Genomic DNA, 7,306 nt, shown 5'->3' with positions numbered 1-7,306 from the left:
GCCAAAAGACCGCCCAACTCGAGCTTGAGAATCACATCGTATTTGCCGGATGGCAGGCCAATATCCCGGATGCGACGCAGGCTCTGGACATTGCAGCCTTGCCTTCACACAGCGAAGGCCTTGGCAGGGTCCTGATCGAAGCCATGGTCCTGAACAAACCCTGCGTGGGCACGCGCATCGGAGGCATTCCGGATGTGATCGAAGAGGGCGTCACCGGCCTGCTGGTCCCCAAGTCCGATCCGCAGGCCCTGGCCGAGGCACTGGACCGACTCCTGTCGGATCCGGGCCTGGCCCAACGCATGGGCGAGGCAGGACACAAACGCGTAGAGCAGATCTTCGAGACCTCCAGGGTTGTGCGAGGCTTGGAAAAGATTTACGAGCAAATGCTCGAGGAGGCCCGATCATGAACCCAAGCAAACTCAAGGCTTCGGCCGCCGCCGGCCTGGAACGCGCAGGCGCCGCCTCCCTTTTGCGCACATGGATTCAAGGACAGAAGCCGCAGCACTTGGCCGTGCTCATGTACCACCGCCTCTTTGAAAAGGCGGACCCCTATTTTCCGGGCACCCATGTCCGCGATTTTGAGATGCAAATCCGCCATCTTGCCGAACACTGGCATCCTGTCTCCGAGGCCGAGGTCTCGGCCCATTATATAGAAGGAAAGCCTCTGCCCAAGGGAGCCGTCCTCGTCACCTTTGACGACGGATTTAAGGACACCCGGACCCTGGCCTGGCCCGTGCTCAAACGCTACCGGGTCCCGGGGCTGGTTTTTCTGGCCACCGATTGCATCGGCACCGGCAAATACCTTTGGACCGAGGAGCTCACGCTCCTGATCAAGGACTGCTCCAGCGAATTTCTCCATCTGACTCTGGGCAATAAGGAGTGGGATCTGGTTCTTTCTTCCGCAGAGGACCGGATCCAAGCCCGGGATGCGCTCAAGTCCTATCTAAAAACCCTGCCCAATGCCCAACGCGAGAAGGCCATGAACACCCTGCGCCAACGTTTGATCCCAAAACCGGACGCAAACTCTGAGGCCCCGATGCTGGATTGGGAGGATGTGAAGGCTCTCGCATCCGAGGGCATGGCCATCGGCGCGCACACGGTCACGCACCCCATTCTCAGCCAAGTCCCCGAAGCCCAAGCCCGCGCGGAGATTTTCGAATCCGGCCGGGCTGTGGAGAAGGCAACCGGCCGGTTCCCTCTGAGTTTCTGCTATCCGAACGGCAGAGCCGCCGACTTTAATGCGGAGACTCAGCTCCTGGTCCTGGAATCCGGATACCAACTCGCTTTCACAACCGAGGAAGGGGTCAACACCCCAAACACAGATCCCACGGCCCTCTTGCGCCTGCCCACCGCCCAGGTTCATCCCGCACTCTTTTCATTGGGTCTGATTCGCGATTGGCAAACGCGCGCGGACCGCGCTTCAAAAACTCAGAGACCCCGCAAACCCGAACTCCAGGTGATAAGCCATCTCACGGACTCCATCAAGTCCCAGTGGGAGGCTCTCCACTCCGAGGCCGGGGCGAACCGCTTCTTTTTGTCCTGGGCCTGGATCTCCAACTGGTGGAAACATTTTGGCACGCCGGAAGATCTCCGCCTCTTGGTTTTCATTGATCAGGATCAATGGGTGGGCGCCGTGCCTTTCTATCTCAAGCAAGGGCGACTCTCCGGCGTTCCCGGAGTGCGGCAGATTCGCTTTGTGGGGGACGGGGCCAATGTGGCGAGCGATCATTTGGGATTTCTGGCCCGCCCCGGTTACGAAACCTTGGTCGCCGAAGGCGCGGCGGATTACTGGAGCAAATCCGCGGACTGGGACAGCATTTACCTGCGCGGCTTTCCTCAGGAGGACCCGGCGCTTCGGGTCTTTATTCAGTGTCTTGAAGGGCATGGTTACAAAGTCTCGGAAGCCCCCATGGCCGAAGCCTGTCCCTATATTGCCTTGCCCAAGACCTGGGACGAGTATCTTGGCTCACTCAGTGATAATATGAAACGGAACGTGAAGCGGCGGCGCAGAAAGATCGAACGGGAACACAAAATCCAAAGTCTCTCTTTTGAGTCTCCCGCACAGGTGGAAGAGGGGATGCAGGCCCTCCGGGTCTTGCATGCGCAAAGCAAGACCCTGCAGGGAATCCCTTCCAAGTTTGAGGACCCGGCCTATGCGGGTTTTCACCTCGATCTCGCGCGCGAACTCTCCCGCACCGGCAAATTATATTTAAGCGCTTTGGCTGTGGACGGAAAGCCTGCGGCCATACAGTACGGATTCAAAACCGGCAAGCAATTATGCGCTTATCAAACCGGATTTGATCCGGAGTACCGTCAACTGGGAGTCTTTCAAATCCATTTTGGAAATTTAATCGAAGAAGCGATCACCGGAGGATTGGAGGAAATAGACCTGCTTCGGGGCGACGAATCCTACAAATATGACTGGACCCAGACTGAGCGGCGCAACGCCGAGCTCCGGGTCCATAACAGAACGCTGCGTGGCCGGTTATCGGGCCTTGCCAATCGGTTTGTAAAGCGAAGGAAAGGGGAGTCATGATTCAGACATTAAAGCAATTCGTGCCTTCAGCGGCCAAGCCGCGCATTAAAGGAGCGCTCAATGATTTTAAAGCCCAGCGCATCGCTGCGGGGCAGGCTGCCAGCGCGGAAAAGGTTTGCGGGCTCAAGATTCTGATGTACCACCGGATCAAAGCGCAAGTGGATGATTTTGACCGCGTTCTCTCAGTCCCGGCGGCCCAATTCGAAAAACAGATGGCTTATCTCAAGCGCTGGTATGAGCCCATGCCCCTGCAAAAGCTCATCCCCCTCTGGCAGGAGGGCAAGGCCACCCTCCGGCAAATCGGCATAACTTTTGACGACGGTTATGAAGACAACCTGCAGGTCGCCGCGCCCATTCTCAACAAGTACGGGATTCCGGCCACGGTCTTTGTCACCTCCGGATGCATGCAGCGCCAGGAGGCCCTGTGGACAGACCAGGTGCGTTATCTTTTCAAGCACACCGCACGCACGCGCTATGAAATCGATCTGGGCGGACGCCGGTGGAAATTCAAGATGGGCACTTTGGAAGAACGCTATCAATCCTCCAAGGTGTTTTTGGGACAACTGAAGAAGTCGCCCAATGAACTCTGCCGCCGCACCCTTGAAAAGTTCTGGCTGGATATGGGCGTCCCCATGCAAACGGTTTGGGAGGAAGCCAAAATCCTCAACTGGAACCAGGTGCGGGATCTTCACAAACTGGGAATTACAATCGGCGCGCACACGGTGAATCACCCTCCGCTATCCAAAATGCGCGTGGGGGATGCCGCGTGGGAGATTCGAGAGTCCAAGCGCGTGCTGGAAAGTTGCATACAAGAACCCGTCAATGAATTTGCTTATCCTTTTGGTGAAATGGATCAGATCGGCGAGCACGCCCCGACCCTGGTACACGAGGCCGGTTTTCCCTGGGCCCTCGCAGTCCTGGAAAAGGACAATCCGCCCGGAACTGACCCCTACTTAATCGGCAGACGCTATGCAGGCCCTTGGGACACGCTGAGGTTTTCCGAGGCCCTTTTGTGGAAGCCCCGGGAGGAATCACAATGAGCCAAGTCACTCCAGTCCCCGCGTATATCCTGGGCATGAGCCCGAACGGCCTGAGCATGGTTCAATGCCTGGGCCACCACGGAATTCCCTGCGTCGCACTGGACGCAGTGGCCTCCAATCCCTCCCTGCGTTCCCGGTACTGCCGGCCTGTGGTCATGCCTCCGCTCAAGGAGCAGCCCGGGGCTTGGCTGGACTTTCTGATGAAAGAGCCCGCGCGCAAGGGGATTAGCGGAGTTCTCCTGCCCGCCGGAGATGAGGCAGCACTCTTTGTGTCACGCAATCGCCAGCGCTTGGGGGAGCGCTATCGTTTTGTTCAACCGGACGCGGAGCTCATGGAGGCCTTCCCTAATAAGAAGCTTTGGCATGAACTCGCCGAATCCGCGGGAATGCCTTTGCCTCAAACCCTCTTTCCCAAATCAGTGGAAGAAATCCGCGCCAATGCCGACAAGCTGCGCTACCCCGTTGCCATCAAACCTGTGTATTCCCATTTCTGGTCCCAGCACCCGGGAAACCCCTACCGTGCGGAAAAACTCTGCGCTGCTGAAAATCTCGAAGAGGCCATCCGCTACTGGGAGGAGATGGACCGGATCGGGCTGGAGGTCATGCTCACCGAACTCATTCCCGGGGGTCCGGAAAGCCTGTACGGCGTGGTCACTTATATTGACCGCAAGGGCACGGTGCAAGGCAGCATTGTAGTGCACAAGCTGCGCCAAACACCTGCGGACTACGGAGTGGCCAGCGTGATGATTTCGGTGGAGGAGCCCGAGGCCCGCGAATTGGCGATCAATTTTTTGAAAAAGATCAACTACCGGGGAATCGGCCATATTGAGATGAAGCGGGACGAGCGGGACGGAAAATTCTGCCTGATCGAAACCAATGCGCGCCATATCCTTTTCGGCTCTTTGCTGGTGGCCGCGGGTTATGAACTGCCGCTCATCGCGTACAAAGATGCCTTGGAACAAGAGCTCAACGTCTCCGATAAATACCGGGCCGGCGTGCGCTGGATTCAGTTTGAAGGGGATTACGGCACCTACCGGGTCTACAAGAAACGCGGGTGGATCACCCGCTGGCAATGGATTCGTTCCCTGCTTCCCGGGCGCAAGGCTTTTGCCTATTTTGATTGGCGCGATCCCATGCCTTTCTGGGTGGCCTTCCGCCGCTTTGTATGGCGATGGCGCCACGGGAGACTGGATTGAATTCAAGGCGCCACCGGCCCCCCAGACGCCCGCTTGATCAAACTCGCGCCCTTTCCCGCGGAAAGGCCCTGATCCACCGCATTCCCGAGGAGACCCAGGTCGATCTCAAGCTTTTCGGAATTCTCGCGGCCATTGTCTGCTGTCTGGCCATTCTCGTGGAAAAGGAAACCCAGCTGCCCAAGGGCGTCCTTCTGATGGCAGGAGCTCTGGGCATCGGAGGGCTGCTCATCAGCGCCTTCCGCAGCCCCAATCTCCCGGTCTACGCGCTCACGGTGTACTTGCCCTTTAACCGTGTTCTTGTCGGGGACTTCGGAGGCGGTGTGACTGCTCTGAATCTCACCAATATTCTGGTAGGCATCCTCCTCATCAGCTGGCTGTCCACAGGCAGGAAAAAGGAAAATAAGTTTTGGACCAAATCCCCGCTGGGCATACCGGTATTTCTATTTGCTATGGCCGGGGCCTTGTCCCTGGTCACCGCGGCCTCCACTTTTGGCTCCCATTATCTGAGCCGGTACATCTTCGAACTCAAGCGCTGGCTGGATCCGCTTTTCATTTACTACATTGTCTACAACACCGTCCGGAACAAGAAGGTCATCAAACACCTCACGCTCATTATCGGGTTTACGGTCACGGTGGTGGCAGCCATGGCGATCAAGGACTACATCGATGTGGGCCAGGTTTCCAGCTTGGAAAAGTCAAGAATCGGCGGGATTGCCGAGCAGCCGAATATTCTCGGCACATTCTTTTGTTACTACATGTTTCTTCTGGCCGCCTTTTGGATTACCAACATCAAGCGTCTCAGTGCCTGGGGCCTCTTGGTGCCTTTCCTCATGTGCTTTCGCGGCATCATGGTCACTTTCAGCCGCGGGGCTTACCTGGCCTTTGCCTGCGGCGGCATGGCCTTGACTTGGTTCCGTTCCAAAATTATCTTTGGAATCCTGATATTTTACATTGTGGCCGCCATGAGCAACCCGGTTCTGCTGCCCTCGGGAATCCGCTATCGCATGGACCAAACTTGGCAAAACAAACAATCCACCTCTTATGTGGACCAGTCCCAGGCGGATCTGGAAGCCAGCGCCGATACGCGGCTCAAGATCTGGAGAGGCGCATTCCTTATGATCCAGGACTACCCCCTGACCGGGGTAGGCTACGGCCTCTTTGACGATTACATCCCGCAGTACGCCCCCGATTTGCGCGGCGCAATTGACGCGCACAATCAATACCTTCTGATCGCAGGGGAGATGGGCATTCCCGCTTTACTGATCTTCCTCTGGATCCTGTTCATTATCTGGTGGAAGACCCGGTACTTGTACCACCACGCAAAAGACCCCTTTATCAAATCCATGGCCCTGGGCTGGTTGGCCGGCTTGGCCGGCGTGCTGATCGGCAATCTGTTCGGATCCCGGCTCCACAGCATGGAAATCTCCGGATATTTTTGGATCCTTTCCGCCCTGGTGATGCGCGCCATTACGCTTGAAAAGCAGGAGGCTGCGCACAACACGCCTCCTGCTCCCCAACCCAGGAGGACCCCGCGATGAGCCGCATCGTGCAACCCTGGCCCCGTATCGCCTTTGTGATGAGCCAATTCCCCGAGATGCACGAGACCTTTATCGCGCGCGAAATGACGCAGCTCCGAGAAAAAGGGATCCAGTACCGCATCTTTTCGCTCAAACCCTGCAAGGACAAAATCATTCACCCGGAGTCGGAGCGGCTTTTGCTCCACACGCGCTATGAGAATTTTTTCTTTTCCAGAGAGATTTGGGAAAGTGCGCTCTGGTTTCTGACCCACAGGCCCTGGCGTTTGATTTCAAACCCGGGTATTGCGGTGCGATGGTTGTGGAAGGAACCCGTGGGTCTTGCAAAAACGCTTCTGGTCTACCCCAAGCTCCTCGCCTATGCGCGTCAGATCCAGGGCTGGGGCGCCACCCACATCCATTCCCATTGGGCCACGGTGCCCACCACCTGCGCCTACATGCTGTGGCGGCTCACGGATATTCCCTATAGTTTCACGGCCCACGCCTGGGATATTTTCCTCGCCGATTCCATGCTGCCTGAAAAATTGCGCAAATCAACCGGTGTTTTGACCTGCACCTCTTACAACAAAAAATATCTTTGGGAAAGCTACGGCCGCGAACTCGTGGAAAAGGTGCACGTCTGTTACCACGGTCTGGACACCGCCTCCTTTGACTTGCCCAGGCGGACGAGTCTGGAGCGGCCCCTGCTCTTTTCCATCGGCCGCCTGGTCCCTCAAAAAGGGTATATGGATCTCCTGGAGGCCTGCTCCAGGCTCCGGGACCGGGGCCTGGATTTTGAGTGCGCCATTGTGGGCGGCGGACCGCTCAAACGCGAGATCGAGGGCCGCATCCGCGATCTCCAGCTCCAATCCCATGTCCAGCTTCTGGGGCCCACGCCCCAGGCCGAGATCAAGAATCTCCTGAGCCGCTCCACCGTTTTTGTGCTCCCTTCGGTGGTGGCGCCAAACGGGGACCGCGACGGAATTCCCAATGTCATTCTGGAGGCCATGGCCGCCGGAG

The 7,306-nt window shown here is 57.4% G+C and carries 6 protein-coding genes; all 6 read left to right on the top strand.

The annotated features are described in order from the left end of the window. Positions 1-407: glycosyltransferase (locus JW937_09695; protein ID MBN1587680.1), on the top strand; the 407-nt coding region annotated here is incomplete at its 5' end. Then, positions 404-2,536, top strand: coding sequence for a GNAT family N-acetyltransferase (locus JW937_09690; GenBank protein MBN1587679.1), 2,133 nt, complete (start codon positions 404-406; stop codon positions 2,534-2,536). The genes JW937_09695 and JW937_09690, both read left to right, overlap by 4 nt. Then, complete coding sequence (locus JW937_09685) at positions 2,533-3,576, top strand: polysaccharide deacetylase family protein (protein ID MBN1587678.1); 1,044 nt, start codon at positions 2,533-2,535, stop codon at positions 3,574-3,576. Before JW937_09690 ends, JW937_09685 begins: the two co-directional genes overlap by 4 nt. Beyond that, positions 3,573-4,772, top strand: coding sequence for a hypothetical protein (locus JW937_09680; GenBank protein MBN1587677.1), 1,200 nt, complete (start codon positions 3,573-3,575; stop codon positions 4,770-4,772). Before JW937_09685 ends, JW937_09680 begins: the two co-directional genes overlap by 4 nt. Then, complete coding sequence (locus JW937_09675) at positions 4,769-6,310, top strand: O-antigen ligase family protein (GenBank protein MBN1587676.1); 1,542 nt, start codon at positions 4,769-4,771, stop codon at positions 6,308-6,310. The genes JW937_09680 and JW937_09675 overlap by 4 nt, the downstream gene beginning before the upstream one ends. Then, the coding region (locus JW937_09670; GenBank protein MBN1587675.1) for a glycosyltransferase family 4 protein at positions 6,307-7,306 on the top strand (1,000 nt) is incomplete at its 3' end. The genes JW937_09675 and JW937_09670, both read left to right, overlap by 4 nt.

The organism is Candidatus Omnitrophota bacterium (assembly GCA_016929445.1).
Classification (GTDB): Bacteria; Omnitrophota; Gorgyraeia; order JAFGIU01; family JAFGIU01; genus JAFGIU01.
The sequence above is the reverse complement of the archived record's forward strand: the minus strand, read 5'-3'. Positions and strand labels throughout refer to the sequence as shown.

Coding starts and splice junctions, on each gene's coding strand:
- JW937_09680 (MBN1587677.1), top strand. CDS start 3,573: ATGAGCCAAGTCACTCCAGTCCCCGCGTATATCCTGGGCATGAGCCCG.
- JW937_09685 (MBN1587678.1), top strand. CDS start 2,533: ATGATTCAGACATTAAAGCAATTCGTGCCTTCAGCGGCCAAGCCGCGC.
- JW937_09690 (MBN1587679.1), top strand. CDS start 404: ATGAACCCAAGCAAACTCAAGGCTTCGGCCGCCGCCGGCCTGGAACGC.